We start from the raw sequence: 26257 nt of genomic DNA on the forward strand, positions 1-26257 counted from the left end.
GTTTGGCGTTGGTGGGACAGGGTTTGCTGGGGCAGCCATGATTATCGGTCGGTCAGAGGAAACGCGCCCCATATTCGGCGTGTGGCGCATGGCGTTGGCGCTGGTGCTGGCGGCGTTTCTGGGGGCCGCGCTGGGGCTGGCGTGGCAGAACTTCGGCGCGGCGGACGAAGAGGCTGCGCAAAGCGGTGATGTGGTCGAGGAACTGACAGAGGAGGACGAGGCCGCCGAGGCGAGGGCAGAGGAAAGCTAGGGCTTCGGTTCCAATTCCGCGCCCAGGGCCGACGCGTCCGCAGATGCGCCCACCTGTCCGCTGTGGCGGCGCGGGGCGGCAATCCAGCATCCCGCCACGATCAGCACCGCGCCGGCCAGCGTCGTCAGCCGCACCTCCTCGGCAAACAGCAGCCATCCGAACAGCGCTGCCCAGGCAAAGCCGGAATATTCCACCGGCACCAGCACCTGCGCTTCCGCGCGGGCATAGGCCCATGCCAGCAACAGCAGGCCAGCCGTGCTGAGCAGGGCGGCGGCTGCGATCCAGCTCCAGGTGGCGGAGCTTTGCGGCCATGTCAGGAACATCGGCGCGGCCGGCAGCAGCACCAGCGTCAGCAGCGCGCTTTGAAAGGTGGCGATTTCCAGCGGCGCGGCGACCTGCGCCTGCTGGCGTTGCAGGATCAGGTTCCAGGCGTAAAGCACCGCTGATACCAGCACCAGTGCGATACCGGTGGCGGCATCCTTGCTGAGATTGGCCGCGGTGATCCGCCCGCCCACGATCACCACCACGCCCGCCATGCCCAGAACGGCTGCCGTGATCGCCTTGTTGCCGACCTTTTCCTTCAGCACCAGCGCCGCCAATGCCAGCGCGATCAGCGGGCTGATGAAGGACAGCGCAATCGCCTCGGCCAGCGGCAGATGCACCAGCGCGGAAAAGAAGGTGAGCGCGGTAAACGCCCCCACCAAGCCGCGCGTGATATGCAGCTTCAGCGTGGGGCCGGATGGCCAGCGCAAGGCGCGCTGCAATGTCCACGCGCTGCCCGCCAGCGCAAAGCCCATGCCCCCGCGCACCAGCAGGGTGGAATAGGCGCCGATCGCGAGCGAGGCCGATTTCATGAAACCGTCCATCAGCGTCAGCAGCGCAATCGCCAGCAGCGTGGCGAGGAAGGGCAGCAGCATGGTAGCACGCGGGGCGGCAGGTGACATGGACGCGCCTGTAGAATGGCCGCGCTGCAAAGGCCATGGCGATTGCAGTGAAAGCCCTGCGCCTTGCCAAATGCAGGCGGCAAGGCCAGACTTGGGGCCATGCTTGATCCCCTTCGTTCTCTTGGCGCGCTCCTGGCCCTTCTGGGGGCTCTTGTGTCGCTGCCGGTTGCGGCGCAGCGGCTGGCGTTCGAGCCGGTGCTGGAACGCGACGGCGTACAGGTCATGGCCGCCCAGTGGGAGCCGGGGACGATCCGCCGCACGGTTCCGCCGCGCGTGGCGGGCGATATGTCCTGGCCCCTTGCCCGCGCGCAGGCGCTGCGCCGCGCGATTGATGATGTGGCGATGGAGGGGCTGGACCCGGCGGAATACCGGCCCGATCTGCTCGAAGCCGCCATGGCCGCAGGCGAAGGCCCGGAACTTGACCGGGTGGCAGCCACCATTTTCGGCTGGCTGGTGGCGGATTACCGCGACGGGCGCACGCCCTTGTCCGCGCGCACCTCCTATCTGATGGAGGATCCCGACGCTGCCTTGCTGCCCACCGATGCGCTGATGGAGCGCGCGCTCGCCACCGGCGATATTCGCGGGACACTGGCATCGCTGCTGCCCAGCCATCCCGATTACGCGGCGCTGCGTGCGCATTTGTCGATCACTCCGGCGGAAGATACGGCACGGCTGAACCGCATCCGCGCCAATCTGGATCGCTGGCGCTGGCTGCCGCGCGATCTGGGCGGCCTTCACCTGCTGGTCAATGTGCCCGAATTCATGCTGCGGCTGAATGTGAACGGCGAAATGATGCGCAGCTACCGCGTGATTGTGGGCCGTCCCGGCCGCAGCGCCACGCCGATGATGGCCGAAATGGTGGAAGGGGTGATATTCAACCCCAACTGGACCGTGCCGCAATCGATCGTGGTGGGCGAAGGTTTGGGCAACCGGGTGCTCAACAACCCGGCATGGGCGCGCAGCATGGGCTATACCGCCACACGTCTGCCCGGCGGCGGGGTCAGCGTGGTGCAGGCACCGGGGCCGCGCAACGCGCTGGGCCTGATGAAGCTGGATATGCCCAATCCGCACGCGATCTTCCTGCACGATACGCCCAGCCGCAACCTGTTCGGGCAGGAAGTGCGCGCGCTGAGCCACGGCTGCGTGCGGGTGCAGGACGCGCTGGAACTGGCGGTGACGCTGATCCTGCTGGGCGAAGGCACCACCGCGCATGAGGCGATGCGCATATCCGCCAGCGGACAATTGACGCGCGTGCCGCTGGCCAAGCCGATTCCGGTCTATCTCGGCTATTTCACCCTGCGCGTGGCGGATGATGGGCAATTGACCGAATACCGCGACCTCTACAACCGCGACGGGGCGGTGCTGGCGGCGCTGGCGCAGCGGCGGGTGCGCGCTATCTAGGCACCTCGGCGTTGACGCTTTCCGCTGAATCGCGGCCGAATTCGGCATCCTCCTCGGCCATTGCCGCCCGGCGCTGGGCAATCGCGGTTTCGAAATCGACCGCAGCTTGCGGCGGCATGGCGACATCTGCGCCATCGGGCCCGATCCCCAGCCTGTCGGCAAACAGCAGCCGCCCGCCGGAAAGCTGGTAGAGCGCACTCTGCAACTCCTCCGGCCCCACGGCAAAGCAGCCGTTTGATCGGCCCAGCCGCCCCCAGCGCGCCACATGGGCGGGGGTGGCGTAATCGGCCGCGTGCATCACGATGGCGCGGGGATAGGCCTGATCGTTGCTTGGCTCCAAACCTTCGAGCCGCATCGAGGTGCCAAAGCGGCCCTGATACCATTCCCACGATACATAGGCGCCCCGGCTGGTGGCCCAGCTGTCGTGCAGGTTGGAAAAATCGTTGAGCCAGCCATCATGTTCCGGGTCGGACCCGCTGCCATGCGCGACCAGCAGGCTGCGCACCGTGCCCGCTTCCAGATTGGCGATATGAAAGCGCGGGGCAGAGGAATGCACGCCGAAATCGGCAATCGCGGCGACATCGCGCCGCCACAGCGCCGCGCCGGCCCGCTCCACCTCCTCGCGCGCAATGGCGAGGATGCGGCGGGTGCGCGCATCGGGCGCGGGCTGGGCGGCTACGCGCAAGGGTGCCGCCAGCGCTGCCGCCCCGATGGAAAGCCGTCCAAGGAAAGTCCTGCGGTTCACCTTTCCCATATAGGCCAGCTGAACGCGATTTGCAGCTACCGCTTCATCGCCGCAATCGCGGCGAGGCTGGCGGCCCGGTAGGCGCCGTTATCGTGCCGGTGCGTGCCGACGAAATGGACAAAGCCTGCATCAGCCGGCCAGGCCTCGTTCCAGTAATTGAGGTAGCGGGCATAGGGCAGCGGCACCACGCCCGGTTCGTTGGCAAGATGGAAGTTGGAGGCAATCTGCTCCGTCCCCCAGATGAAGGTATCGTCCCGGCCCAGCAGCTTTTCCATCTCCGCCAGGAAGGCGGCGGCCAGATCGCGCCCCGGCCCGCCTGCGGAAAAGCCGGTAAAGCCCGAACAGCCGCGCAAGTATCGCCAGCCCTGCGGATTGGCGAGCGTGGCGAGGCGCGATTCCACGCGCGTCTGCACATGGCCGTCCTGCGGGCCATCGGGATAGAGCGCGCGGGCAAAATCGCCCAGTGGCAGCGCGCCGATTTCCGCATCCCCGCCGCCCAGCAGGCAGAAACTGCGGTTGCGCGAAATCGCGTCCACCACTTCGGGCACCGGCCCCACCGTCACCGTGTCGCTGTCGAGCTGGATCCAATATTCCGAAACGCGCCGGTCGAGGATGGTCAGCAACCTCTCCCATGTCCCGCCCGTGGGGAAGGGGTGGGTTCGCACATCGGCAATGGCGAGGATTTCCGGATCGCCGCAATGCTGCGCCAGGATGGTGCGGTCTGCCGCGGTCAGCGTGCCATCGTCCAGAATGACCACGCGCCCGCGCCGGAGCTGGCCCCACAGGCTTTTCACCGCGACCAGATAAGGCAGCAGCACCGCGGTGCCGATCATCGAAAAGATGACCAGCCCATCGCGCCGGGGCACGATGGGGGGCGTGTCGAGCACGCCGATCACCGCCTCGTTATGGCGGCCTGCCTGCTGCTTTGCGCGCCAGCGGTGGGGCAACAGGTTGGGGGGGATCAGGCCAGAGATGATGGGGGCCATGTTCATTTCGGGAATTCCTGTGTCATTTCAACCACCCAGCACCATCTGCCCGTCGGCCACGCGCACTTCGCGGAACGTGCCCAGAAAGGACTGGCCGAGCAGTGAGATATCGAGGCCGCGCGGGATGATGACGGCGGGCACATCGGCTGCCTCGTGATTGCCCAGCGCGATCTGTCCGATCACCACCGGCACCCCGGCCACCGGCCCGCTGGCCCCGCGCGCGACAATGCGGACATCGTCCTCGTTCCAGACAAGCCCCATGGCTTCGGCATCCGCGCCCGTCAGCGCCACAACGCTGGCGCCGGTATCGACCAGCATCCGCACATCCTGCCCGTCCACGCGCACATCGGCGTAGAAATGCCCGTCCGCCGCGCGGGCGAGCACCGCGCCATCGGACGAAAGCGAAGTTGCCCCCCGCGATGCGGCGAGGGAAGGAAGGGGCTGCGGCGTGGTCGCGCTCATGTCCGCCGCCACATCGTCCGGCTGCGGCGGAAGCATCAGCCCAACGGCCACGCCAACGACCATGATGGCAAGCAGGGACAGGCGCAAATCCATGCCTCGGCATAGGGCAATGCGGGTTACCGGCGCGTAAAGCGCCAGCCTTGTCTGTTCAGCCCTTGGCCAGCGCGGCCAGCGCGTCGCCATCCACCCGCATCACGGTCCATTCGTCCATCGGTTTTGCGCCCAGCGTCTCGTAAAAGCCGATAGCGGGCGTGTTCCAGTCGAGCACCCACCATTCCAGCCGCGCGCAGTCGCGTTCCAGCGCCAGCGCGGCCAGATGGCGCAGCAGCGCCTTGCCCAGACCCGCGCCGCGGGCGGCGGGCCGCACATAGAGGTCTTCGAGGTAGATCCCCGGCTTGCCTTCAAAGGTGCTGAAATTGTGGAAGAACAGCGCGAAACCCTGCGGCTCGCCATCCACTTCGCCAATCAGCACCTCGGCATAGGGGCCATGCCCACCATTGGGGCCAAACAGCTTGGCGGCCAGCGTCGCCTCGTCGAAGCGCACTTCGTGCGCCAGCTTTTCGTAATCGGCCAGTTCGCGTATCAGCGCGGCGATCAGCGGCATATCGGCCACCGTGGCGGGGCGGATCGTCAATGCCATTCGGAAGCGCCTATTCCGCCGCTTCGGTTGCCTTGCCCGCGTCGGTCATATTCGCCTCGATCTCGGCCGCCTTGGCTTCGACAAGGCGCACGATGTGTTCGACCATGTCGGCGTCCTGCACATGGTGATCGGTAACGCCCGAAAGATAGACCATGTGCTTGCCCGCGCCGCCGCCGGTAATGCCGATATCGGTTTCGCGCGCTTCGCCAGGGCCGTTGACCACGCAGCCCAGCACCGAAAGGCTGAGCGGGGTCTTGATGTGCTGCAAGCGTTCTTCCAGCGTCTGCACCGTGCGGATCACGTCAAAGCCCTGCCGCGCGCAGGACGGGCAGGAGACGACGCGCACGCCGCGGGTGCGCAGGCCCAGGCTTTTGAGGATTTCAAAGCCGACGCGCACTTCCTGTTCGGGTTCGGCGGACAGGCTGACACGGATCGTATCGCCAATGCCTGCCCACAGCAGATTGCCGATGCCGATCGAGCTTTTCACCGTGCCGCCGATCAGGCCGCCGGCTTCGGTAATGCCCAGATGCAGCGGGCAATCCACCGCTTCGGCAAGGCCCATATAGGCCGCGACCGCCAGGAACACGTCGCTGGCCTTCACCGCCACCTTGAATTCGTGAAAATCGTGATCCTGCAACAGCTTGATATGGTCGAGCGCGCTTTCCACCAACGCTTCGGGGCAGGGTTCGCCGTATTTTTCGAGCAGATCCTTCTCAAGGCTGCCCGCATTCACCCCGATGCGGATGGCGCAGCCATTGGCCTTGGCCGCGCGCACGACTTCGGCCACGCGTTCGCTGCTGCCGATATTGCCGGGGTTGATGCGCAGGCAGGCCGCGCCCTTGTCGGCGGCTTCCAGCGCGCGCTTGTAATGGAAATGGATGTCCGCCACGACCGGGATTTTCGCCGCACGCGTGATCTGGTCGAAATGGCGGGTCGATTCCTCGGTCGGGCAGGATACGCGGATGATGTCCGCGCCCGCATCCTCGCATCTGCGGATCTGGTCGATGGTCGCCGCGATATCCTCTGTCGGCGTGTTCGTCATCGTCTGCACGGTGATCGGCGCATCGCCGCCCACGGGGACTTTGCCGACCATGATCTGGCGGGACTGGCGGCGCGCAATATCACGCCATGGTCTGATGGAGGATGACATGAGCGGTGATATAGGCACAGCCGCGCGCGGGGGCAATCGGGCCGAGTGGCCGTGCTGCTAAAGAATTGAGCGCAGCAGCCCTCCGCCCCTGCTGTTCTCCTCCTCCACCGCTGGAATGGCAGCAAGGCATCGCTCTAGCGTTTCGCGGCCATAGGCAGCACAGCCCGCCGCCTGCACCTGCGCCTCGGCAATCGCCTCGCGCGCCACCAGCAACTGGACGCGCTCCACTGCGAATTCGCGGACGCCATGCCGTGCCTCGGCTGCGTCCAGCGCGTGTGCGGCGCCCTCGTGATCGCCTTGCATCACCAGCACCTTGAACAATTCGCGGCTGGCGAGAGGGCCTGCATCGGGTGCCGCCACGGCCCGGCGAAAGGATTCGGTGGCGGCTGGCAGATCGCCAGCGCGCAGCCATGCCAGCCCGTCGACCAGGTGAAAGCGCGTCAAGGCAACGCGGGCGGGATCGACTTCGGCCAGCGCCGCGCGCGCGGCGGGCACGTCTCCGCGCGCAAGCGCCAGCGTTGCTTCCTGCGCGGCGCGGTCAGGTGCGCTTTCGCGGGCATAGGCAGCGCTGAGATCCGCCACGCTCGGCAGCGCATCGGGGCCGGCAAGTCCGGCTGCCAGTTCATCGCTCACAAGTTCGGGCAGCGGCTGGTAATGGCGCTGCATATACTGGGACACGCCCGTCATGCGGCGGTCGGCGCTGAAATAGGCGTGCACCTCTTCGCGATTGACGCGCCGCTGGAAAATGCCCAGCACCCAGCGGCCCAGCCCCTGCAAAAGCGAACCTTGCACGCCGCGCATGAAGCCTGACAGATTGCCGGTGCTTGCCAGTGTGCGCGTCTGGTCGGCAATCGCGCGGTTCGCGGCCTGCATTTCGGAATTGAGGTGATCGAGGCCCGCGCGAAGCTGGCCGCGCACCGAATTGTCATAGGTTCGGGTAAGACCCATCCAGCCCGCGCCGGAATCGGGATTGAGCCAGGCAGCCGTTTCCGGAAACTGTTCCCCATGCCGACGCATCAGGTCGGCCGCCATGAAGTCCGCCAGCGATTCCTGTTCGCGCCGATAGGGGGCCACGGCAAAGCGAAACAATTCGGTCTGGATCAGCGGCGACAGGCCGCTGGCCGCCCCCAATGTGCTGGTCGCCTGCAGATTGGCGCGCGCCAGATCGGGCGATATCTGGCGGGTCAATCCTTGCATCTGCGAGGATAGCACCAGCGCGCTGTTCACCGCGCCCGTGATGTTGATCCCTTCCTCTCGCTCCGCATACAGCGCCGGATGGTTGAACAGGACGTGCGCATATTCATGCGCCAGAATGAAGCCGAGTGCCGAGCTGAACTCCTCCTGCGATGCGCCATGCCGTTCGAACAGCTGCGCCAGCATCCCGGTGGTGATCACCACAAGATCGTTCGACGGGGTGAAGGCATCCAGCGTGGGGGTTACCTGCAATTTGAGCTGCGGCACCACGTCAGGACGCGGGCCGACACCTGCCAGCGCATTGATATAGACCTGCAGCAATTCGCGCGTTTCGGTATAGGTCTGGTCGTCAATGCCCATGTCCCGGCTTTCGGGAGCCGAGGTGCTTACCGGTGCCAGGCCGGCACTGACGGGGGCAATGTTCAGCCCCTGCGCCACGACTGTTGCGTCATAGCTGTCGAGCACGCGGATTTCCGGAATCTGCGGGCGGCCGCCGCCCAGCAGAGGCAGTTGTGCCTGCGCCGGAAAAGCGGCGACGGCAGCGCAGCACGCTGCCGCGGTCAGAAGGGACATTTTTGCACGCTTCATCTGGCTCGCACTCCTTGGCGGTTGGACGGCAGGGGATCAGCGTCGGGGCGGGCACTGGGCCGCCGGGCACATCCGGACAGTGCCGGCCCCCGGAACCCCGGCTTCACGCTGCTGCCCCACATTGCAGGTGCAGGTCACCGCAAAGCTGCTGCGCCGCATCAGCACATTGCGTCCGTCCAGCTCGAATTGCGCGTAGCCGCCGCAGACACGCACCGAAAAGCTTTCCGGCAAGCGACTGCGCGCAATTGCTCCGGCGGGCACAATGGTGTTGCGCCCTTCGCGCCGCTGCAGCTCGAACACCGGGATTTCATCCAGCGCGAAATCCGTGCGGGCCACGGTCTGCGTGGTGCATTGTCCGCCGGGTTGATCTGCAGATTGCGCCTGCGCTGTCGGGGAAAACGCCGTAGCAGGAGCCAAGGCGGAAGCGGCGAGAGATGCAAAGCCGATCGCCCACGCCGCTGCCGGGCCGCGCAATTGCTGAATTCTCATGGCTGCGTCTCCTTCACCGATTTGCACGAAAAGCGTCCGATGATCATCAAGGCCAGTGCGCCGAGGCCCGAAGGGGCAAGCGTGGTCAGAAAGACGAAGGCGAGTGGCCAGCGCGCGATGAGCGATACGGCGAGCAGAGAGAGGCCCACTCCCGCCAGCAGGACGATGACAAGGCCGGCCGTCACCCGGCGCACTTCGCGGCTTCCATCCGGCAATTCGCGCGTGAGCGAGAAACGGTTCGACCTGCTGAGCATGAAAAACAGCAGCAGCAGGGTCAGCATTGCGGCAACCTGCATCAGATCGTGCAGGTCAATCCCGGCCAGCGTGCCGGGCACCAGCGGCACTTTCCCTGCAAACCCCACCAGATTGTCCAGCGCCATGGCGTGCACCGCGATGCCGGGCACCTCGTTATAGAAGGGCGCGGGCCAGCGATCGCTGCCCGGCATATCCGCGCCCACCATCACCACTTTCCCGCGCAGCGCGCTATCCAGCGAACCTCCGGCATCAAGGCCGCTCAATATCGCGGCGACAGGCAGCGTATCGTGAAAGGAACAGCGTTCGGCAATGTTGTCCTCAGTCCGCGCGGCCTGTTTGCGCACGGCGGCGCTCCACAGCACATTCGCCAGATTGCTCCACGGCCGCTCCGAAGCGGGGCAGGTCGCGCGCAGATCCCGCGGATAACGCAGCAATTGGCGCGGCGTATTGCCCATCCCCCAGCTGAGGTAGAAGGTCTTGTCCTCCAGCTCAGCCAGCCGGCCGACGCAATCGATGTCCGCAAGCGCGGGATCGGTGGTGCACAGGTGGCGGAACAATTCCACTGCCGCCGGGGAAATGCGATGTCCCGACAGGGTCCGGCGCGTGCCCGATCCGGAATACTGGAAAATGTAGTCGTAATAGCCGTTGACCGGCAGGGACAGATCAACCTGGTGGATCTGGGTCAGCGGGCGCAGCAGCAGGTGATCGGCAACCGGCCCGATATATACCGCGATGCCCTGTTGTTCGATGGCGCGCAGACCCTCGGCCAGCGCCACGACTTCGGCGGGTGGGGCAGGCTCGATCCCCATGAACAGGCCGGCTTCCATTTCGTCCCGGTCGGCAATTCGCGGGCGCTGATAGGTGAAATCGAGGAAGATGGCGCTCGGGCGGTAACGCGCGATCGCCTGCGCCAGTTGCAGCTGCGCAGCGTAGCTCAGCGGCAGGCCGTCGGCACCCAGCGCATCGAGGCTGGCCTGGTCGAGCAGCGCCAGGGCAATGCGATCCCGCCCCATATCGCCTGTGCGGGCGGTGTAGAACGGCCCGGTGAAGGTGTTTGCGGTCTTGGCTATGGCCGTATCGGATGCTTCATCCAGCCCGAAACTGTTGAGAATTTCCGCCAGCGTCAGCACGGCCAGCAGGAGAAGGGAAATCGCCAGCGCGTTTCGTTCGATCCGCAGCCGCCATTCGCCCAGCTGCCGCAGGAAGGCCACCAACGCTCTTGCAAGCCGGCTTTGCCGCAATACGGCAAACTGTTGATTCGCCCATGCCCCCATAATTGGAAGGATGACCTAGTCAGCAAGTATCGCAAAACGAAAAATTAACCCTCTGGTCAACCCGTTGCGCGCGGCAAATCGGGCATTAAATATCATCAAATACAATTACATAGATCGCATCGGGTTGTCTAACGCCAAAGCTGGCGATGGCGCTGTGCGGTTGAATCCCATAGGCTGGGCACCGGGGCGCCGGGAATCGGGGGACACATGGAACAGCACGCGGGCAATCTGCTGCATGACGGGGTGCTGATGCTGGGCTTTGCCCTGGCTTTCGTGCTGCTGTTCCGCCGCCTGGGGCTGGGCGCAACGCTTGGCTATCTGGTGGCGGGCGTGATTATCGGGCCGCAGGTGCTGGGCCTGGTGGGCGGGGCGGAAGAAAAGGTCGCCTTTGCCGAACTGGGCATCGTGATGCTGCTGTTCATCGTGGGGCTGGAACTGAACCCTGCGCGCCTGTGGCGGATGCGGCACGAGATTTTCGTGCTGGGCGGGGCGCAGGTTGCCGCCTGCGGGCTGGCGGTGACGGCTACCGTGCTGGCGCTGACCGGCTTTACCGCCGAGGCCGCGCTGGCGATCGGCCTGCCGCTTGGCCTGTCCTCCACCGCGCAGGTGCTGCCCATGCTGCAATCGGCCGGCCGCCTCAAAACCCCGTTTGGCGAGCGCGCCTTTGCCATCCTGCTGTTTCAGGATCTGTCGATCATCCCGCTGTTGACCATCGTGTCCGCGATGAGCCGCAACCCTGCCGACGCGGCCGGCCCCACCGGCTTCATGCTGGCGCTACTGACCGTGGTGGCGATTGTCGGGCTGGTCGCTGCCGGGCGTTTCCTGATCCGGCCGCTGTTCCGCCTGATCGGCGGTCTGGGCGAACGGGAACTGTTCGTGATGGCCGCCCTGTTCACCGTGATCGCCAGCGCGCTGGTGATGGAACTGCTGGGCCTGTCATTGGCGCTGGGCGCCTTCATCGCGGGGGTGATGCTGGCCGATACGCCATACCGCCACGAGTTGGAGGCGGATATGGAGCCGCTGCGCGGTCTGCTGCTGGGCCTGTTCTTCCTCGCCGTAGGGATGATGCTCGACCTTGGGGCCATTGCCGATCGGCCCGGCACGGTGATCGGCTTTGCGGTGCTGTTGATCGCCATCAAGACCGCCATCATCACAGCGCTGGGCCTGTGGATGAAAATGGCCTGGCGCAGCGCGCTGGCGCTGGGTCTGCTCTTGAGCCAGGGGGGCGAATTCGCCTTTGTGCTCTACACCGCCGCGCAGAAAGCCCTGCTGATCTCCGATACGGCGGTCAGCGTGTTTGGCGCGGTGGTCACGCTGTCGATGGCGAGCACGCCGTTCCTGATGATGTTTGCGCGCCGCTTCCGCGCTGCGCCCGTCACCGCCGCCTTGCCGGGTGCGGAAGGCGTGCCGCAGCCCGTATTGCCGCGCGACCTGTCGGCCCGCGCATTGGTTGTGGGGTATGGACGCTTTGGCCAGACCACGGCCCAGGTGCTGGAAGCGGCAGGCATTTCGGTTACCCTGATCGACCGCGATCAGGAACGCATCGATATTGCGGCCGAGTTTGGCTTCACCGTCTATTACGGCGATGGCACCCGCCTTGACCTGCTGCGTCAGGCGGGCGGGGCGGATGCGCAGCTGATCCTGTTCTGCATCGACAAGGATCAGGTGGAGCCCGATTACATCGAGGCCGTGCAGAAGGCCTTTCCACAGGCGGCGATCTATGTGCGCGGGTATGACCGGCGCAGCGTGATGAAGCTGGCCCATGCCCCGCAGCGCTATGTCCTGCGCGAAGTGCACGAATCGGCGATCCGGATGGCCTTGCTGGGACTTGATGCGCTGGGCCTTTCGGAAAGCGATATCGACCGCGCCGAAGACCTGTACCGCCGGCAGGACCGCGAACGCCTGCGCGCGCAGATCAGCACCGGGGATTTGCGCGCAGCGCGTTACCGCCTGCCCGATCCCGAAGGCGGTTAGGCGCTCATCCCGCGCAAGGGCGGAAGGGCATCGGTATCGGCCGGCATGGGGCGAACCTCGTGCGGGGCGATGTCGGGCTCATCCTCCCCATCGCTTATGCCCAGCAAATGTTGCTGTGCGGCGACCACGGGCAGCGGGCGGGCGAAGAAATAGCCCTGCCCGAAATCCACCCCCAGCGCCGCCATCGCCGCGCGCTCCTCGATCGTCTCGATCCCTTCGGCCACGACCTTGCAGCCGATATCGCGCGACAATTGCACCAGCGCGCCGGTCAATGCGCGGCGGGCCGGGTCGCGGTGGATGTCGCGGGTCAACGCCATGTCCATCTTCAGGATATCGGGCTTCAGATCGACAATATGCCTGAGGCCCGAATAGCCGGTGCCCACATCGTCAATGGCAATGCGCACCATCTCCTTCAGCCGCACCAGATGCCGGCCGAGCACGGCGAAATCGGTGACCTGCTCCTGCTCGGTCACCTCGATCACCAGCTTGGCCCTGTCCACGCCTTCCAGCGCCTTTTCGACCGCGCCCGACAGGATGGTGGACGGCGAGACATTGACGGCGGCATATTTGCCCGGCGGCAGATGGCCGATGGTTTCCAGCGCCGCGCGCACGGCGGCCATTTCCAGTTCGACACCCAGGCCCACGCGGTTCGCATCGTCGAACCAGGTATCGGGCCCGCGCCTTGTGGTGTTGGGGAAACGCGCCAGACATTCCACGCCCACTGGCTCTCCGGTATCGAGCGCATGGATCGGCTGGTGGAAGATCGTGATGGCGTGCCCGTCGAGCATTTCGGTAATTCGCGCGCGGGTTTCCTGCAACTCCAGATCGTCGTTCAGGCTTGATTCGATCCGTTCCGCGGCCAGGCTGGCAAAGGCGCGCAGCACGTGCATATCGCGTTCGCCCAGCGATCGGTCGGGCTGGCGGCCCACCGCGCAGAAACTGCCCCACACCCGCCCGTCGGACAGGCGCAGCGGCAGATTGAGGTGGCAGCCCACGGGCAGGAAATCGGTAATCGCCAGCGTCTTGGCAAAGGGGTGATCGGATGCGTCCTGAATCAGTTCGGGCAGGCGGCCTTCGAGGATGTGCCAGCAATAGCTGTTCTCGATCGGCTCGCGGAAACCGGCGCCCATCGGCAGTTGCAGATCGGTGCTGACATGGGTGAGTTCGCGCTGCCCGCCATCGACATAGCGCGAGACAAAGGCGATCTCGACCCCCAGATGGCCGCGCACCGCCGCCAGCACGCGCTCCAGCGATTCGTCGTGCAGCAATTCGTCGGCCAGTGGCCCGGTGGGAATACCGGGCGCGGGCAACTGGATTTCGGCAACGGCCATGCAATGTCCCCGGATGTTGTGGGGCAGGCGATGCCGCAAATTCGCTAAATCGTCGTTAACCCAGCGCTCCCGGCAATAGCTCAGAGACGCAGTTCGAGAAGGAATTCCTCGTCCCGCTGCTGGCCCACCCAGAAATCGATATCGGCGATCTTGGCAAAGCCATACCGGGCATAGAAGCGCTGCGCGCCAAGGTTTTCCGCCCAGACCGACAATTGCACCGCATCCGCGCCGGTTTCGCGCGCATGGCTAAGCGCCCAATCCATCAGCTCCGCACCGATCCCCCGCCCGGTCGCATCGGGTGCGGTGTAAAGCTGGCACAAGGCCATGGGCCGCGCCGCATCGGAATGGTGCGCGTAGGCGCTGGGCTGGCGCATCTTGCAAAAGCCCAGCAGGCGGCCATCGCCTTCGTCCACCGCCAGGCAGTGCGAATAGGCGGGATCGGCAATTTCGCCTGCCACCTTGGCCGGGTCATAGGCGGCAGCGAGGAATGCGTTCAGATCCTCTGCCCGGTAAAGATGCGCGAAGGCGGCGCAGAAACTGTCGCGGCCCAAATCGGCCAGCGGCACGGCATCGGCAGGGGTGGCGGGGCGCAGGATCATGCGGAAAACTTGTCGGCCTTGCGTTTGCCGAACCTCATGCCGCGTTCCAGATGGGCGCGCAAGGCGGCGTAAAAGGCTTCGAGAAATTCGCGTTCATGCCCCGCGCCCGCATCCCAGCCGATCTTGCGGCAGATCGCCTGCATCACCTCGCGCATGGCATCGGGGTTGTTTTGCCGCAGCACGCCTTCCAGCACCTGCAATTCATGCTCGCCGTAAACCGCCAGTTCCGCCTCGCCAAAGCGGTAATCGCGCGCGCCGCTGCTCACCACGGACAAGGCAGAGGCCAGCTTCATGCGCGGGGCTTCCACCACCCATGTCCCCGCCACCAGATCGCCGGCGCGCAAGCGATCCTTGTTGAACAGCGGGAACAGCATGAACACCAGCAGCCACACGGTTGCCGCCCAGCCCATCACCCCGTCATTCGGCCCGTCGCTGTCGATCAGGCTGATGAGGAACACGACCGGCAGGAACAGTTCGATATCGCGCAGCAGATTGCGCGCGATCACCGCCTCTGCGGTCAACCGCCCGCCATCGCGCGCGGCCACGCGGATGCCGATCAGCCGCTTGCCCGGCGTCGCCCCGCGCGGGCCCAGTTCGAACCAGAGGAAGTAGCCATAACGGGCCAGCCAGAAGGCGAGGATGATGAGCACCACCACCAGTTCGACCGCCGGGCTGGGCGTGCCTTCGAACATGGCCTCCAGCGCGCCAAAGCCGATTGCCGCCAGCGCCAGGATCACCGCCAGCGCGCCGAGAAACAGGAAGATCAGATCCAGCACTAGCGCCCCTGCCCGCGCGCCCCATCCGGCAATGGTCAGCGGCAGGCTCAGCCCTTCGGGCGTGATCAGGTCGCGGCTGCGCCGCGCTTCGCGCAATTGGCGTTTGGCCTGCATGGCGGCGGCGCTGCTCATGCCGCGTGCTCGCCCGCATTGGCGGGTCGGCGCGGCATCAGCAGGAAATAGGCCAGCCACAAGGCCAGCATCCCGATGCCGATGGTCAGCCGCGCTTCGGAGGTTTCCACCAATTGCCGGGCGTAACCTTCCAGCAGCCCCGCCACCACCAGCATCAGCACACAGCCCGCCATCACCACCGCCGCGCGCCGTCCGCTGGCCGAGGCCGCCGACAGGATCGACAGCTTGCCGGGGAAGGCCATCGACCGCCCGATATGCAGCCCCGCCGCGCCCGACAGCAATATGGCGAACAGCTCGGTCGTGCCGTGCACGCTCAGCCACGCGGCAAAGCCGAAACTGAGGCCGCCCTGATGGAACAGCCACAGCATTGCGCCCAGCATCGCCATATTGTGCACCAGCAGCAGCAGCGTGGGGATGCCAAAGGCAAAGCCCAGCGCAAAGGCGAGGATGCATACGCCCGAATTGTTGGAAAACAGGCTGGCGGCGAAGATCGCCAGCCCCTCGGCCCCCTTGGTGCCCTCCAGCGATTGCGCCAGCATTTCGGGGCTGGCACCGGGGTGGCGTCCGCCCGCCATGCCATCGGGCACCAGCCGGTAATACCATTCGCTATCGCCCGCCACCAGCAGCCAGCCAACCAGCGTGCCGGCCACCATCACCGCGAGCGCAATGCAGATATCCAGCCACAGATCGCGCACAGCCGCGCTCCACCCGCCGCCGAAAAAGCCGCGCAGCCAGCGCAGAAAGCCGGTGCGCGGGCCATAGACCTGAAACCATGCCCGCCGCACCAGCGCTTCCAGATAGGCCAGCGTTGCCGCATCGAGCGAGGTTTCGCGCGCCACCGCCAGGCTGGAGGCGGCCTTGCGGTAGAGCACGGGCAGGTCGAGCAGGTCATCATCGGCAATGCGCCGCAGCCGGTTCTTTTCCAGCGCGGTGACAATTGCATCCAGCCTTTGCCAGTCGGTCTGCCGCTCCAGCCGGAACCGGTCGGAACGCAAGGTCGCCGCCTCGATTGCGGGCGGCGGGGCGGCCTGTTTGCGGGTGAAAAGGTTCAGCGCCATCAGCCCACAGCCTCCAGCCTTTTGGCTTCCAGATAGCGGTCGATCAGGCGGTAGCCGACCTGCTGCCACGGCGCCTCGATCACATCGACGCCAAGCCGGCGCAGGCGTTGCAGCACGATGGCGCGCTGGTGCGCCAGACCCGCGGCGGCAATCGCGGTGGCGACATCGGCCACGCTGGCGGGCGTCGTGGCAGCAAGGTCTTCCAGTTCGGAATCGCGCAAGGTGACGAAGATGACGAGGTGGTGCCGCACCAGCCGCTCCACACTTTCCACCATCAGTTCGGCCGATGTGGGATCGGTAAAATCGGAAAACAGCACGATCAGCGACCGCCGTCTGAGCCGCGCGGTGAGCGTGGCAAGCGCCAGCGTGAAATTGGGTTCGCGCGGCACATAATCCAGCTCTGCTGCCGCCGTCTGCAAGCGGTAGAAACTGCGCGTTTCGGTCACAAAAGGCGTCAGCACGCTCGGCCTGTCGGCAAAGCCGAACAGGGCTACCCGGTCCCCGCCCTTGAGCGCGACATAGGCAGCGCTGAGCGCGGCGGAAATTGCCCGGTCGATGCGCGGCAGGCCGTCCAGCGGCTCCACCATGGCCTGCCCGCAGTCAAAGGCGAACACGATCTGGTTGTCGCGTTCGGCCTCGTTTTCGCGGGCATAGAGCGCGGTGTGGCGGGCGCTGGCTTTCCAGTCGATCCGGCGGCGGTCCATCCCGGCTTCGTATTCGCTCAGCGCCTCGAACTGCGTGCCTTCGCCCCTGATGCGCCGGGCGATCAGGCCGAACTGGGCATCGCGCAGGAAGGTTTGCAGCGCGGGGGAGCGGGTGGGCGAAAGATCGGGCCAGATGCGCACCCCCTGTTCCAGATCCCGCCGCACCTGCTGCGTGCCAAGGCCAAGCGGCCCGTGCCAGCGCAGCCACAGCGCGTGAACCTGCCCCGGCCCGCGGCGTGCGGGGGTGATTGTGCCCGTGCCTGAAAAGCGCCCCGCTTCGTCCATTGGTTCCAGCGCGAAACTGCACGCGCCGCCATCGCCCAGCCGGGCGTCAAAACCGAGGGCAGCTTGCGGCGCGCGGGTTGAGCGGTGTCCGGCAATCTGCGCCTTTACCGTCAGCGGCAGGGGCTGGCCCACTTCGCCATCGCGCGGCACATCCAGCGCCAGATCCACTAGCCGACCTGCCAGCCATCCGTCCACCACGGCCAGCACCAGCAGCGCCAGCCCTGCCGCCGGCGCGACGATCCACGCGGCGGGCGCGGTCGCGGCCACCACCAGCGCCACGGGGGCGAGCAGCACCAGCAGCGCCAGCAGCCGGCCCGATGGCACGATGGGAATGGCAGAAAGGCGGAAAGGCGGCGTCACCTCAGCGCGGTGCCTCGGTCTCGTCCACCAGCGCGGCGACCAGATCCTCTATCTGCCGCCCTTCGATTTCGGCGGCGGGCGACAGCAGCAGGCGGTGGCGCAAGGTTGCGGTGGCCAGCGCCTTCACATCGTCGGGGATCACGTAATCGCGCCCTTCAAGCGCGGCGCGCGCGCGGGCGGCATTGGCGAGCAGCACGGCGGCGCGCGGCGATGCGCCGCTGGCAATATCGGCATGGCCGCGCGTGGCGCGCACCAGCCGCACGGTGTAATCAACGATCTCGCGCGCCAGCGTCACCTGCGACAGGCTGGCCTGCGCCTCGGCAATGCGCGCGGCATCGGCCACCTGCGTCACGCCGAAATCCTCCAGCCGGGGCGGGCCGGACAGATTGCCGAACCGCTCCACGATGCGCGCTTCCTCCTCCATGCTGGGATAGGGCACGATCAGCTTGAAAGCGAAACGGTCCAATTGCGCTTCGGGCAGGGGATAGACGCCCTGATTTTCGATCGGGTTCTGCGTTGCCACCACCATGAACTGGTCGCCCAGGCTGTAGGTTTCCCCGTCCAGCGTCACGCGGCGTTCCTGCATGGCTTCCAGCAGCGCGGCCTGCGTCTTGGGCGGGGTGCGGTTGATCTCGTCCGCCAGCAACAGATCGCAGAACACCGGCCCGCGTGTCAGGGTGAAGGTGCTGGTCTGGAAATTGAACAGGTTGGAACCGAGGATATCGCCGGGCAACAGATCGGGGGTGAACTGGATGCGCCCGAAATCGAGGCCCGTCGCGCGGCTGAAACACTGCGCAAGGAAAGTCTTGGCGGTTCCCGGCGGGCCTTCCAGCAGCACATGGCCCCGCGCCACCAGCGCGATGAGAAGATGCTCGACCGCTTCCTCCTGCCCGACGATGGCCTTGGCCACTTCCGCCCGGATCGCCTCTGCCAGCGCGCGGGTATCCTCCAGCGTCATGCTCATTTTTCCAGCATCCTTTCGATTGATCTGAGTGTTTGCGCCCCGCGCAGGATTTCGGCCGGGCGGCGCGCGGTGCGCAAGGCTGCGGCGGCAGCGGCAAAACCCGCCCCTTCAAGTCCGCGCGCGTGCAAGGCGGCGTCAATGGCAGCTTCGCGCGCCAAGGAATCCTGTTCACGGATGTTGAGCGCGCCCGCCAGCCGCGCAGCCACCAGCGCGGCATAGGGCGCACCCAGCAGCCGCCAGCGGCGCGCGCGTTCGATCAGCGCGGCGGAATTGCGCGCCAGTTGCGCCTTGCCCGCGCGCATGGCGGGCGCCTGTGCCAGCGGCGGGCCAAAGCGGCGGAAGGCGCGCCAGCCCACCACCAGCATTGCCAGCAGCAGGCAGAGCGTGGCGGCCAGGAAAGGCGGGCGGAACGCCAGCGTCAGCAGGTTCTCGCTTGCGCCAAGGCCGGGCATGGTGAGGTCGAAGACGATGTCCACATCCTCGCCCTCCATCGCCAGTTCCACCAGCGCCACGGCAGCGCGGGCGCGCACTTCATCGGCCATGCCGTAATTGTTGAACAGATCAGGTTCGGCCACCACGATCAGCGGAAACAGATCGCCATCCTGCCCGTCTTCAGCTTCCTGAGAGAAGGCAACGCCCGCAGCCTCGGCCAGAGCAGGATGCCAGCCGCCCCGGTTCCAATATCCGGCCAGAAGATCGCCTTCGGCATCGGTGATGAGCGGGAACAGTTCATCATTCGGCAATTCGGTGATCGCCTGCACCAGTTCGCTGGGGAACCGGCCCGACAGGCCCAAGCCTTGCCAGCCCGCACTCTCGCCCGTTGCCAGCGTCAGGGCGGCAAGGCTGGGCACCTGGCTGAACCATAGCGCCGTGTAACCGGGCGCCAGTTCCACCCATTCGTCCCGCGTGCCTTCGGGCGCGTTGTCGGGCAGAGGGCGGCTTTGCCATTTGGGCAGGATCACGATGGTCGGCCCGGTGGTGCTGCGCGCCCACAGCACGTCCTCCAGCCGCTGCGGATCGGTGGTGGTGCCGGGGGTCAGGATCAGCAGATCCTCCACCGCGTCGGCATCGGATGGCGCGCGGGTCAGCCGCACATCATGCCCGCGCCGTTCCAGCAATTGCACAAGGCCGCTATAGCCATCGAGCGCGTTGGAGCGGCCATGTGCGGTCACAGCCATGCGTTCGCCCGTCCAGCCTGCGCCGATGGCGTAAAGGAACAGCAGGAAAGCCCCGCCGCCCACCAGCAGCAGGCCCAGTACCGCCTTGGCGGAGAACGGGTTGGCCCGCCGCGTCATGCCCGCGCATCCCGGCGGATTGCGGTATAGCCCAGCGCAAACTGGGCATAGGCGGCGCGCGCTTCGTGCCAGTCGTCCGCCGAAAGCTGGCGCAGAGCGAACAGGCTGCGTTCCACGCGCGCGGCGATGGTGGCAAAGGCGTGGCGCGCCGGATCGGGCAGGGCGGGCAGGCCCGCCAGTTCGCGTGCGGTGACAGAAGGGGGCACCAGATCGGGCCGCGCCTCGGCAATCTGTGCGACCGAGCGTTGCAGCAGCAGATGTGTTGCCTCGTCAAAACGGCCTTCGCTGGCGAGGCGGTCGGCCTCTTCCAGCAATTGGCGCGCGTGAGACTGATCGGGCCGGAAATCGGCCTCGCCGCCGTCGCATTCCCGTTTCGTGAACGCCGCGCCCCGCACCGCACGCCACACGGCCAGAAGCAGTATGGCGGCAATCAGCGCGATCAGCACCCACATCACCACATTCCAGTTTTCCGCCACGGCACGGCCCACGGGGCCAAGCACCCAGGCGACCCATTCGAACAGGTCGGCCAGCCAGCTTGATCCGGTATCGGGCACATCGATAGGTTCGATCGGGACGGGGGCGAACTGAATATCGCCATCGGCCCGCATGGCAGCCCAATCGCGCGAAAAACCGCTGTCTTCCGGAAGGTTGGCTGCCGCAGGTCTGCTCACAGCTTGCGTGGTGGCATGGCTGGCCGCGCAAAGCAATTGCCCGCCGGACAGGCCGGGCCCTTAGCCCGGATTGCGCAAGGCGGCTTCTGGCCGCAATATAGAGCGCATGACCCAGATCGCCCCCGCTCAGCACCTGCCCCAGATCCCCGCCGAGGAAGCCGTGCGCCGCGTGCTGGTGGTGGGCGGGGGATCGTCGGGCTGGATGGCGGCGACGATGCTGGCCACTTTCCTGTCGAAAAAAGTGCGGGTCGAACTGGTCGAGAGCGAGGCGATCGGGATTGTCGGCGTGGGCGAGGCGACGATTCCGCCGATGCAGCAATTCAACCGCGCCGTGCAGATTGACGAGCGCGCCTTCATGGCCGCGACGCAAGGCACCTTCAAGCTGGGGATCGAGTTTCACAACTGGGGGCAGGTGGGTGACCGCTATCTCCACCAGTTCGGCCGCCCTGCGCGTGAACTGGACGCGGTGGTGCCGATGCATCACTGGTGGTTGCTGGGGCGGCTGGCAGCGGCTGCGGACGGCAAGCCCTATCCCGAATTTGACGATATGTTCATGGCCCGCGCTGCCGCGCGGCTGGATCGCTTCGCACTGGCCGGACAGCGCAAGGACTTGCCCGCCAACCGCTACACGCACGCCTATCACTTCGACGCGCATCTCTATGCCGTCCATTTGCGCAAGATCGCGGAAAGCCGCGGCGCGGTGCGGACCGAGGGGCGCATTGTGGATGTGGAGCGCGCTGGGGAAAGCGGCTTTGTCTCCGCCGTGGTGCTGGAAGACGGCCGCCGGCTGGAGGCCGATCTGTTCATCGATTGCACCGGCTTTGCCAGCCTGCTGCTGGGCAAGGCGCTGGGTGAACCGTTTGACGACTGGAGCCGCTACATCCCCTCCGACCGGGCGCTGGCGGTGCCATCCGCGCGACCCGAAGGCGGCATCCGCCCCTACACGCAAGGGATCGCGCATCCGGTGGGCTGGCAATGGCGCATCCCCTTGCAGCACCGCACCGGCAATGGCCATGTCTTCGCCTCCGCCTTCTGTTCGGAAAGCGAGGCGGAAGCGCGCCTGCTCGCCAATCTGGAAGGCGAGGCGCTCGCTGATCCGCGGCTGATAAAGTTCACCACCGGCCGCCGTCAGCGCGCCTGGGTGGGCAATGTGGTGGGCCTGGGCCTGTCATCGGGCTTTCTGGAGCCGCTTGAATCGACCAGCATCCATTTCGTCCAGTCCGCGCTCGAACGGCTGGTGGAACTGTTCCCCACCCGCGCGATGGACCCGGCGCTGCGCGACGCCTTCAACCGCCGAACCGCGCAGGAATGGACCGATGTGCGCGATTTCATCGTGGCGCATTACCATCTGAGCGCGCGCGACGATTCCGAATTCTGGCGCTATGTCCGCCATATGGAGATACCCGACAGCCTTGCCCATACATTGGAGGTGTGGCGCGCGCGCGGCGTGCTCGATGTCTCAGGCGGGCATCTGTTCCAGTTGGGAAGCTGGTCGTCCGTATTGATCGGGCAGAGGTGCCTGCCGGCCGGGGTGCACGCGCTGGCAGACCGGGCAAGCCCCGAATACGCAGCGGAGCAGATGCGCCGGATCGCCAGCGAATGCCGCGCGGCGGCGCAGAGCCTGCCCGCCCATGCCGACTTCCTGCGCGATTACTGCACGGTGCAGATGGCTTGAGCTGATCAGCCGCGCGACCGAGCCGAGCGGTATGTCCCCAGCATCCGCACTTCCTTGGCGTGGAAAGCGAGTTCCTCCAGCGCGCGGTCGACACCCGGCTCGCCCGGCGCGCCCACGATGTCGCAATAGAACATGGTGGCGGCAAAGCTGGCGCCCTTCTGGTAGCTTTCCAGCTTGGTCATGTTGACGCCGTTGGTCGCGAAGCAGCCCAGCGCCTTGTACAGCGCGGCAGGGACATTGTTCACCTCGAAGATGAAGGTTGTGATTGCCTGCTTGCCGGCCAGCGTTGCGGGGTCGAGCGGCTCGCGCGCGAGCACGACAAAGCGCGTGGTGTTGTCGGCAGCGTCCTCCACCCGGTCGGCCACGATGGCAAGGCCATAAAGGTCTGCCGCGATGGCAGGCGCAATGGCAGCGAGCGTGGGATCGCCCGTTTCCTTCACAAAGGCCGCCGCGCCCGCCGTATCGGCATAGGCCATCGGCACGATGCCCCGTGTCCGCAGGAAATGCCGGCTCTGTCCCAGCGCCTGCGGGTGCGAATAGGCGGCCTGGAACGGCCCCTGGCCCAGGCCCATCAGCGCGTGGTGGATGGCAAGGAAATGCTCGCCCACGATAGAAAGCCCGCTTTCGGGCAGCAGGAAGTGGATATCGGCCACGCGCCCGTGCTGCGAATTTTCAATCGGAATGATCGCCGCGCCTGCCGCGCCGCTCTTTACCGCGTCCAGCGCATCCTCGAAGCTGAAGCAGGGCAGCGGCAGGCATTCGGGCGCGTATTCCAGCGCCGCGCGGTGCGAATTGGCGCCGGGCGCACCCTGAAAGGCCACGGCGCGTGCCGGATCGGCCGCGGCGGCGGCACGCATCTTTTCGACCAGTTCGAGCGCGGGGGCAGGGAAGCTTTGCATGGGGGCAAGCGCCTATCGCCCGCAAGGCAGGGCGACAAGTGCTAATGATCGGCAATTCCCGCTACCGCTTTATGGGCATAGGGCCATGATCGCACTTGCGCCTTGCCGCTTGCCTTACTAGAGCGCCCGGAAACGGGCTTTTGCCTTCTGGTTCACTCTGGCAGATGATTCATCCATGACTGACCGTCTCAATACCATTTTCGGCTGGCTGTTGTTTGCCGGTGTCGTTGCGCTGCTGCTGCGTTTCGTGGTGGGCCTGATCATTCCCGATCCCGAACGGCCGGAAAATCTGGGCTATGTGATCGAAGGCGTGGAAGCCGGCGGTGCAGCCGAAGGGCCCTCGCTCGCGGCTCTGCTGAACACCGGCGATGCGGCGGCGGGCGCGGCCAGCTTTGCCAAGTGCGCGGCCTGCCACACGATCGAACAGGGCGGTGCCAACGGTATTGGCCCCAATCTGTGGGCGATCATGGGGCAGCCGGTGGGTCAGCATATGCCCGGCTTTGCCTATTCCACCGCGCTGTCGGGCCATGGCGGCAACTGGGATTTTGAAAACATGGACGCCTGGCTGAAGAGCCCGCGCGCCTTTGCCAACGGCACCAAGATGAGCTTTGCCGGCCTGTCCGATCCGCAGGAGCGGGCGAATATGATCCTGTATCTGCTGTCGATGGGTGGCGGCCCGGCAATCCCGCCCCCGCCTGCGGCTGAAGAACCCGTGGCAGAGGAAGCGGCTGTCGAAGGCGAGGCAGCAGAAGAGGCGGCCGATGCGGCTGCGGAGGGCGCTCCGGTCGCCTGATTGCAGGCTTTGCCAGAGAGATGAAAAGGCCGGGGTTTACCCGGCCTTTTTCGTTTGATCGGCCTGTGCGGCTATCACCGGTGCCACGTCATCGGGGGCGGAGCGGCCCTTGAACCCTTCCGCGACGACATACCATTCGCTGCTGCCTTTGCGGCTGGCCGGCGGCTTGGCGTGTTTCACGCTGCGGAAATGCGACTTCAGCAGCGCGAGAAGCTCGGTATCGGTTCCGCCTGCCAGCACCTTCGCCACAAAGGCCCCGCCGGGCGCGAGGTTTTCGATCGCGAACCACGCGCCTGCTTCCACCAGCGCCATGGTGCGCAGGTGATCTGTCTGCTTGTGACCCACCGTGTTCGCCGCCATGTCCGACAGCACCAGATCGGGCGGCCCGTCGAGCGCCGCGGTCAGCAGGCCGGGCGCCTTGTCGTCCATGAAATCCATTTGCAGGATGGTCACGCCATCCAGCGGCTCTGTCTCCAGCAAGTCGATGCCGACAATGCCTGCCCGCGGGGCAAGCTTGCGCACGACCTGCGCCCAGCCGCCCGGCGCAATACCCAGATCGACCACGCGCGTGGCGCGCTTCAGCAGGTCGAACCTTTCGTCCAGTTCGATCAGCTTATAGGCGGCGCGGCTGCGATAGCCATCGGCCTTGGCGCGCTTGACATAGGGATCGTTCAACTGGCGTTCGAGCCACTGGGTCGAGCTTTGCTTGCGCTTGCGGTTGCTTTTCAGCCGCCGCGTCGAATCCTGTCCTGCGCGCGCCATTACGGTATCTTTCGGCCAAAGGCGGACGCGTTGCGCGCGCCGGCCAGATCGGTTGTCATCAGCGATCGCAATATGCCCTCGCGGATACCGCGATCGGCCACGCCCAGCCGGGCCGCGGGCCATATGTCGAGTATTGTTTCCAGAATGGCGCAGCCCGCCACCACCAGATCGGCCCTTTCGTGGCCGATGCAGGACAATTGCCGGCGCTCCTCCGGGCCCATGGCCGAAAGGCGGGCGGAAATCATGCGCATCGCCTCGGCCGGAACGATCAAGCCGTCTACGGCGCGCCGATCATACTGAGGCAGGTCGAGATGCAGGCTGGCGAGGGTGGTGACCGTCCCGCTGGTGCCGAGCAGCCTGAGGTCAGACGCACGGTGCGGGGCCAGCCGTTCGGCAAAGGGGCGGAAGCTGTCATGCACCAGCGCCTTCATCCGGGCGTAGCGGGCAATGCGGTCGATCGGATCCGTGCCTTCCTCTCCCACAGTTTCGGACAGCGAGACAACGCCCCATGGCACGCTCTGCCAGTCGAGGATGCGCGGCGGCCCCGCCACAATTCCGCGGCGCGCGGCCTTGTCCGGCTCGATCAGCACCAGTTCGGTGGAGCCGCCGCCAATGTCGAATATGACCGCTGGGCCGGGGCCATCTTCCAGCAGGATGTGGCAACCCAGCACGGCAAGGCGCGCCTCCTCCTCGGCGCTAATGATATCGAGCGCAATGCCCGTTTCGGCGCGCACGCGGGCAATGAATTCGGCGCCGTTTTCCGCCTGCCGGCAGGCTTCGGTGGCAACTGAGCGGGCAAGGTGCACGTTGCGCTTGCGCAGCTTGTCGGCGCAGATGCGCAGCGCACCCACTGCGCGGTCCATCGCAGCCGGGCTCAGCCGCCCCGATTGCGCAAGCCCTTCGCCAAGGCGCACCACGCGGCTGAAGGCGTCGATCACCACGAAGCCATCGTCGCACGGCCGCGCGATCAGCAGGCGGCAATTATTGGTGCCAAGGTCGATTGCGGCATAGGCCTGCCGCAAGGCGGGGGGGCTTTCCGGCGTGACCGCGGGCCGGACAGCCACCTGCGGAGCGCGCGGAGCGGCGGTCGGCAGCGCGAAGGGGCCTGGGGGCAGGGGACGTCCGCCGGCACCTTTGCTGGGCTTGGGGCTGGCCTTGCCGAACCTGCTTTTGCCGGTATGCGGGCGCTTCTTGCCGGGTTTGGCGGAAGGGCGCGCACCGCGCCTGCCCCTTGGTCCACCGGCCCTGTTGTTGCGGCCGTCCGGCGGAATCTGATCCGCCATGAAATACTCACTTGCTCTGCAAAACCCGCCACATCCGAGCGGAACCTGCCCCGTGGTTACCCGATGTGGCCCCTACGGGCAAGCAGGCTGAGGCGCGGGGCCATTGGGAACCCCTTGACGCGATGGGGCACGCATTATAGAGGCGCGCGCTCCATTGCCCCGTCGTCTAATGGTAAGACTACGGATTCTGATTCCGTCTATCGAGGTTCGAATCCTCGCGGGGCATCCATCTCTCCCTCTTTATCGGCTTGTGCTGCCTTGCCACGGCAAAGCGCGCTCCCTAGGTCAGCGGCGTAATGAGTGGAGATGATGCCTTGG

The 26257-nt window shown here is 66.1% G+C and carries 25 protein-coding genes and 1 tRNA gene; 6 read left to right on the plus strand and 20 right to left on the minus strand.

Annotation, left to right across the window (positions count from 1 at the left end):
* Window positions 1-37: 37 nt before the first annotated feature.
* A complete protein-coding gene (locus WFP44_RS00735) occupies window positions 38-250 on the plus strand; it encodes a hypothetical protein (RefSeq protein WP_336924420.1) in 213 nt (70 codons plus the stop codon).
* Here WFP44_RS00735 and WFP44_RS00740 read toward each other — a convergent pair.
* Complete coding sequence (locus WFP44_RS00740) at window positions 247-1167, minus strand: DMT family transporter (protein ID WP_336924421.1); 921 nt, start codon at window positions 1165-1167, stop codon at window positions 247-249. The two genes, WFP44_RS00735 and WFP44_RS00740, sit on opposite strands and share 4 nt — an antisense overlap.
* A 126-nt stretch (window positions 1168-1293) precedes the next feature.
* On the opposite strand from WFP44_RS00740, the gene WFP44_RS00745 reads away from it, so the two are divergent.
* Window positions 1294-2595, plus strand: coding sequence for a L,D-transpeptidase family protein (locus WFP44_RS00745; RefSeq protein ID WP_336924422.1), 1302 nt, complete (start codon window positions 1294-1296; stop codon window positions 2593-2595).
* Here WFP44_RS00745 and WFP44_RS00750 read toward each other — a convergent pair.
* Genes WFP44_RS00750 through WFP44_RS00785 form a run of 8 tightly spaced genes read right to left on the minus strand, consistent with a single transcriptional unit; the run spans window position 2588 to window position 10315 of the window.
* Window positions 2588-3349 carry a murein L,D-transpeptidase catalytic domain-containing protein gene (locus WFP44_RS00750; RefSeq protein ID WP_336924423.1) on the minus strand — a complete coding sequence of 254 codons (762 nt, stop codon included), beginning with the start codon at window positions 3347-3349 and terminating at the stop codon, window positions 2588-2590. The two genes, WFP44_RS00745 and WFP44_RS00750, sit on opposite strands and share 8 nt — an antisense overlap.
* Before the next feature lie 26 nt (window positions 3350-3375).
* The gene (locus WFP44_RS00755) at window positions 3376-4332 is read right to left on the minus strand and encodes a hypothetical protein (RefSeq protein ID WP_336924424.1); all 957 of its coding nucleotides are present in this window, start codon (window positions 4330-4332) and stop codon (window positions 3376-3378) included.
* Between the two features lie 21 nt (window positions 4333-4353).
* The gene (locus WFP44_RS00760) at window positions 4354-4881 is read right to left on the minus strand and encodes a retropepsin-like aspartic protease family protein (RefSeq protein ID WP_336924425.1); all 528 of its coding nucleotides are present in this window, start codon (window positions 4879-4881) and stop codon (window positions 4354-4356) included.
* Window positions 4882-4936: 55 nt separating this feature from the next.
* Complete coding sequence (locus tag WFP44_RS00765; protein WP_336924426.1) at window positions 4937-5428, minus strand: GNAT family N-acetyltransferase; 492 nt, start codon at window positions 5426-5428, stop codon at window positions 4937-4939.
* Between the two features lie 10 nt (window positions 5429-5438).
* A complete protein-coding gene (gene ispG / locus WFP44_RS00770) occupies window positions 5439-6578 on the minus strand; it encodes a flavodoxin-dependent (E)-4-hydroxy-3-methylbut-2-enyl-diphosphate synthase (RefSeq protein ID WP_336924427.1) in 1140 nt (379 codons plus the stop codon).
* A 57-nt stretch (window positions 6579-6635) separates the two neighbouring features.
* Window positions 6636-8345 (minus strand): M48 family metalloprotease, encoded by a 1710-nt coding sequence (locus tag WFP44_RS00775; protein WP_336924428.1) that lies wholly within the window; start codon window positions 8343-8345, stop codon window positions 6636-6638.
* Window positions 8346-8396: 51 nt separating this feature from the next.
* Window positions 8397-8849, minus strand: a complete 453-nt coding sequence (locus WFP44_RS00780; RefSeq protein ID WP_336924429.1) for a hypothetical protein — start codon at window positions 8847-8849, stop codon at window positions 8397-8399.
* The gene (locus tag WFP44_RS00785; protein ID WP_336924430.1) at window positions 8846-10315 is read right to left on the minus strand and encodes a CHASE2 domain-containing protein; all 1470 of its coding nucleotides are present in this window, start codon (window positions 10313-10315) and stop codon (window positions 8846-8848) included. Before WFP44_RS00785 ends, WFP44_RS00780 begins: the two co-directional genes overlap by 4 nt.
* A 270-nt stretch (window positions 10316-10585) precedes the next feature.
* Between WFP44_RS00785 and WFP44_RS00790 the strand changes: the two genes are divergently transcribed.
* On the plus strand, window positions 10586-12352 hold the full coding sequence (locus WFP44_RS00790) for a monovalent cation:proton antiporter-2 (CPA2) family protein (protein WP_336924431.1): 1767 nt from the start codon (window positions 10586-10588) through the stop codon (window positions 12350-12352).
* Here the strand turns inward: WFP44_RS00790 and WFP44_RS00795 are convergent.
* From WFP44_RS00795 to WFP44_RS00830, 8 genes are all read right to left on the minus strand, one after another.
* Entirely contained in the window at window positions 12349-13683 is a 1335-nt protein-coding gene (locus WFP44_RS00795; RefSeq protein WP_336924432.1) for a sensor domain-containing phosphodiesterase, read from the minus strand. The two genes, WFP44_RS00790 and WFP44_RS00795, sit on opposite strands and share 4 nt — an antisense overlap.
* Window positions 13684-13763: 80 nt before the next feature.
* Window positions 13764-14282, minus strand: a complete 519-nt coding sequence (locus tag WFP44_RS00800) for a GNAT family N-acetyltransferase (protein ID WP_336924433.1) — start codon at window positions 14280-14282, stop codon at window positions 13764-13766.
* Window positions 14279-15190, minus strand: coding sequence for an RDD family protein (locus tag WFP44_RS00805; protein WP_336924434.1), 912 nt, complete (start codon window positions 15188-15190; stop codon window positions 14279-14281). The genes WFP44_RS00800 and WFP44_RS00805 overlap by 4 nt, the downstream gene beginning before the upstream one ends.
* Complete coding sequence (locus WFP44_RS00810) at window positions 15187-16248, minus strand: stage II sporulation protein M (RefSeq protein ID WP_336924435.1); 1062 nt, start codon at window positions 16246-16248, stop codon at window positions 15187-15189. Before WFP44_RS00810 ends, WFP44_RS00805 begins: the two co-directional genes overlap by 4 nt.
* On the minus strand, window positions 16248-17597 hold the full coding sequence (locus tag WFP44_RS00815; protein WP_336924436.1) for a DUF58 domain-containing protein: 1350 nt from the start codon (window positions 17595-17597) through the stop codon (window positions 16248-16250). Before WFP44_RS00815 ends, WFP44_RS00810 begins: the two co-directional genes overlap by 1 nt.
* Before the next feature lies 1 nt (window position 17598).
* Window positions 17599-18561: an AAA family ATPase gene (locus tag WFP44_RS00820; RefSeq protein ID WP_336924437.1), complete on the minus strand. Its 963-nt coding sequence runs from the start codon at window positions 18559-18561 to the stop codon at window positions 17599-17601.
* On the minus strand, window positions 18558-19856 hold the full coding sequence (locus WFP44_RS00825) for a DUF4350 domain-containing protein (RefSeq protein WP_336924438.1): 1299 nt from the start codon (window positions 19854-19856) through the stop codon (window positions 18558-18560). The genes WFP44_RS00820 and WFP44_RS00825 overlap by 4 nt, the downstream gene beginning before the upstream one ends.
* Window positions 19853-20527 (minus strand): hypothetical protein, encoded by a 675-nt coding sequence (locus WFP44_RS00830; protein ID WP_336924439.1) that lies wholly within the window; start codon window positions 20525-20527, stop codon window positions 19853-19855. The genes WFP44_RS00825 and WFP44_RS00830 overlap by 4 nt, the downstream gene beginning before the upstream one ends.
* 106 nt (window positions 20528-20633) lie before the next feature.
* On the opposite strand from WFP44_RS00830, the gene WFP44_RS00835 reads away from it, so the two are divergent.
* Complete coding sequence (locus tag WFP44_RS00835; protein WP_336924440.1) at window positions 20634-22202, plus strand: tryptophan halogenase family protein; 1569 nt, start codon at window positions 20634-20636, stop codon at window positions 22200-22202.
* A gap of 5 nt (window positions 22203-22207) precedes the next feature.
* Here the strand turns inward: WFP44_RS00835 and WFP44_RS00840 are convergent, their stop codons facing one another.
* Entirely contained in the window at window positions 22208-23101 is an 894-nt protein-coding gene (locus tag WFP44_RS00840) for a prephenate dehydratase (RefSeq protein ID WP_336924441.1), read from the minus strand.
* Between the two features lie 175 nt (window positions 23102-23276).
* Here WFP44_RS00840 and WFP44_RS00845 point away from each other — a divergent pair, with 175 nt between their 5' ends.
* A complete protein-coding gene (locus WFP44_RS00845; protein WP_336924442.1) occupies window positions 23277-23894 on the plus strand; it encodes a c-type cytochrome in 618 nt (205 codons plus the stop codon).
* Between the two features lie 36 nt (window positions 23895-23930).
* Here the strand turns inward: WFP44_RS00845 and WFP44_RS00850 are convergent, their stop codons facing one another.
* A complete protein-coding gene (locus WFP44_RS00850; protein WP_336924443.1) occupies window positions 23931-24656 on the minus strand; it encodes an RlmE family RNA methyltransferase in 726 nt (241 codons plus the stop codon).
* Window positions 24656-25939 carry a Ppx/GppA phosphatase family protein gene (locus WFP44_RS00855; RefSeq protein ID WP_336924444.1) on the minus strand — a complete coding sequence of 428 codons (1284 nt, stop codon included), beginning with the start codon at window positions 25937-25939 and terminating at the stop codon, window positions 24656-24658. Before WFP44_RS00855 ends, WFP44_RS00850 begins: the two co-directional genes overlap by 1 nt.
* Window positions 25940-26094: 155 nt before the next feature.
* Between WFP44_RS00855 and WFP44_RS00860 the strand changes: the two genes are divergently transcribed.
* Window positions 26095-26168, plus strand: a tRNA-Gln gene (locus WFP44_RS00860).
* Window positions 26169-26257: the final 89 nt, after the last annotated feature.

This window comes from Alteraurantiacibacter palmitatis (genome assembly GCF_037154115.1).
In the GTDB taxonomy this organism is placed as follows: Bacteria; Pseudomonadota; Alphaproteobacteria; order Sphingomonadales; family Sphingomonadaceae; genus Alteraurantiacibacter; species Alteraurantiacibacter palmitatis.

What these genes read in the sequence shown, in the direction of transcription:
- WFP44_RS00735 (WP_336924420.1), top strand. Translation starts at nt 38, where the DNA reads ATGATTATCGGTCGGTCAGAGGAAACGCGCCCCATATTCGGCGTGTGG.
- WFP44_RS00740 (WP_336924421.1), bottom strand. Translation starts at nt 1,167, where the DNA reads ATGCTGCTGCCCTTCCTCGCCACGCTGCTGGCGATTGCGCTGCTGACG.
- WFP44_RS00745 (WP_336924422.1), top strand. Translation starts at nt 1,294, where the DNA reads ATGCTTGATCCCCTTCGTTCTCTTGGCGCGCTCCTGGCCCTTCTGGGG.
- WFP44_RS00750 (WP_336924423.1), bottom strand. Translation starts at nt 3,349, where the DNA reads ATGGGAAAGGTGAACCGCAGGACTTTCCTTGGACGGCTTTCCATCGGG.
- WFP44_RS00755 (WP_336924424.1), bottom strand. Translation starts at nt 4,332, where the DNA reads ATGAACATGGCCCCCATCATCTCTGGCCTGATCCCCCCCAACCTGTTG.
- WFP44_RS00760 (WP_336924425.1), bottom strand. Translation starts at nt 4,881, where the DNA reads ATGGATTTGCGCCTGTCCCTGCTTGCCATCATGGTCGTTGGCGTGGCC.
- WFP44_RS00765 (WP_336924426.1), bottom strand. Translation starts at nt 5,428, where the DNA reads ATGGCATTGACGATCCGCCCCGCCACGGTGGCCGATATGCCGCTGATC.
- ispG (WP_336924427.1), bottom strand. Translation starts at nt 6,578, where the DNA reads ATGTCATCCTCCATCAGACCATGGCGTGATATTGCGCGCCGCCAGTCC.
- WFP44_RS00775 (WP_336924428.1), bottom strand. Translation starts at nt 8,345, where the DNA reads ATGTCCCTTCTGACCGCGGCAGCGTGCTGCGCTGCCGTCGCCGCTTTT.
- WFP44_RS00780 (WP_336924429.1), bottom strand. Translation starts at nt 8,849, where the DNA reads ATGAGAATTCAGCAATTGCGCGGCCCGGCAGCGGCGTGGGCGATCGGC.
- WFP44_RS00790 (WP_336924431.1), top strand. Translation starts at nt 10,586, where the DNA reads ATGGAACAGCACGCGGGCAATCTGCTGCATGACGGGGTGCTGATGCTG.
- WFP44_RS00795 (WP_336924432.1), bottom strand. Translation starts at nt 13,683, where the DNA reads ATGGCCGTTGCCGAAATCCAGTTGCCCGCGCCCGGTATTCCCACCGGG.
- WFP44_RS00800 (WP_336924433.1), bottom strand. Translation starts at nt 14,282, where the DNA reads ATGATCCTGCGCCCCGCCACCCCTGCCGATGCCGTGCCGCTGGCCGAT.
- WFP44_RS00805 (WP_336924434.1), bottom strand. Translation starts at nt 15,190, where the DNA reads ATGAGCAGCGCCGCCGCCATGCAGGCCAAACGCCAATTGCGCGAAGCG.
- WFP44_RS00810 (WP_336924435.1), bottom strand. Translation starts at nt 16,248, where the DNA reads ATGGCGCTGAACCTTTTCACCCGCAAACAGGCCGCCCCGCCGCCCGCA.
- WFP44_RS00820 (WP_336924437.1), bottom strand. Translation starts at nt 18,561, where the DNA reads ATGAGCATGACGCTGGAGGATACCCGCGCGCTGGCAGAGGCGATCCGG.
- WFP44_RS00825 (WP_336924438.1), bottom strand. Translation starts at nt 19,856, where the DNA reads ATGACGCGGCGGGCCAACCCGTTCTCCGCCAAGGCGGTACTGGGCCTG.
- WFP44_RS00835 (WP_336924440.1), top strand. Translation starts at nt 20,634, where the DNA reads ATGACCCAGATCGCCCCCGCTCAGCACCTGCCCCAGATCCCCGCCGAG.
- WFP44_RS00840 (WP_336924441.1), bottom strand. Translation starts at nt 23,101, where the DNA reads ATGCAAAGCTTCCCTGCCCCCGCGCTCGAACTGGTCGAAAAGATGCGT.
- WFP44_RS00845 (WP_336924442.1), top strand. Translation starts at nt 23,277, where the DNA reads ATGACTGACCGTCTCAATACCATTTTCGGCTGGCTGTTGTTTGCCGGT.
- WFP44_RS00850 (WP_336924443.1), bottom strand. Translation starts at nt 24,656, where the DNA reads ATGGCGCGCGCAGGACAGGATTCGACGCGGCGGCTGAAAAGCAACCGC.
- WFP44_RS00855 (WP_336924444.1), bottom strand. Translation starts at nt 25,939, where the DNA reads ATGGCGGATCAGATTCCGCCGGACGGCCGCAACAACAGGGCCGGTGGA.